The organism is Solemya elarraichensis gill symbiont (assembly GCF_002021095.1).
Lineage (GTDB): Bacteria > Pseudomonadota > Gammaproteobacteria > Chromatiales > Chromatiaceae.
In genome coordinates, this window is sequence record NZ_MPRK01000343.1 from 1 (window position 1) to 1,370 (window position 1,370).

General features: G+C 50.2%; 2 protein-coding genes. Both read left to right on the forward strand.

Annotated features, from left to right (window positions below; translation table 11 throughout):
• Positions 1-113 precede the first annotated feature (113 nt).
• Positions 114-356, forward strand: a complete 243-nt coding sequence (locus BOW51_RS11995) for a porin (protein ID WP_370738173.1) — start codon at positions 114-116, stop codon at positions 354-356.
• Between the two features lie 366 nt (positions 357-722).
• Positions 723-1,370 (forward strand): porin (locus tag BOW51_RS10815; protein WP_135568286.1); only part of this gene is annotated, 648 nt, incomplete at its 3' end.

The following is a 1,370-nucleotide window of genomic DNA, read 5'->3' on the forward strand; positions in this document are numbered from 1 at the left end:
TTTTCCTTTGGCGCTGGCGCACGTCAGAAAAACAGTCTCGCCTAGTGGCTACCGGGGACTACGCGCCTTCGATTCTCTCTCCTTGGCGCGCAGCGTAAGCCCAGATTTGGCAGATTGGCGCCGCCTATGACTTCGGCAACAATCGAATCAAGGTTGCCTATGGCGAAAACGATAGTGACAGGGACAATAGATCCCCTGGCGAAAGCGAACACTGGGCAATTGGTCTTGATCACAAGCTGAGCAAGCGCACCAAGGCTTACGCCGTCTATGCAAATGCTGATGGTGAAAATGACCGTCAGGGACCTGAAACCCAGGATCTCTCCGGTTTCAGCCTCGGTCTGATGCACTCCTTCTAAGTTGATTCATTCAACATAAAGAAGTTTATTACGGGGCTTTCGGGTCCCGTTTTTCATTGTCACGAACGACCGCTTTGGGTCGTAAGCAGTCATTCACAGGTCAGAGCGTCAAATTCCATTTAACGTCCGCTTTCGGCCAGAAGCGGTCATTCATGATCGAGAATCGTTTATTTCCTAGCGAACCCATAAAGCCTAACGGCCAATTGTTACGTCAATACAACAAGCAAGTAAGGCCTGGTTGGAAATGCCATAAACAACATGACATCTACCGATGAAGGTTCTATACTCCAACTGTTAATACAGACTTTGTTCTGTATTATATATGATACAAATATAACAAATTAATTAGTTGATTTAGGGGTTTTTATGATGAAAAAAGCAATTATTGCTGCAGCTGTTGCTGCTCTGATTGCAGCTTCTGCTGCAAACGCAGGCGTCACCGTCTACGGTAAGGTTCACGTTGCTATCGATTACTTCGATGACGATTCAAGTGGTTGGGATGACTCTCAGTGGCAGGTCAAGTCACGCGCCTCACGCATCGGCTTCAAGGGCACCGAGGATCTCGGCAACGGCATGAGCCTGATCTGGAAAGCGGAAAGCGGTTATGACTTCGCTGACGGCGGTGCATGGAATGCTGCTCGTAATGCCTACATCGGCCTAACCGGCGACTGGGGCACTTTCCTCTACGGTCGTCATGACACGCCTTACACGATGGCTTACTACAGCACCGGCATCGACGCCATGGGTGATACCGCGATGGACATGAACGGCTTGGGAGCTTTCCACGAAGTTCGTGCATCCAACGCAATCGCCTATGTTTCACCCAACTTCAATGGTCTGACTTTTGCTGGCGCAATCGTTCCAGGCGAAGGCGGGCCTCAAGGTGATGGCCTTGCTGACATGTGGTCTGTTTCTGCCATGTACTCCAACAACGGTCTGAAACTGGCTGCCGCCTATGAAGACCTTGAGTGTGAAGCTGACACAGCTTCTGACGCCCATTCCTGTGATGGCAAC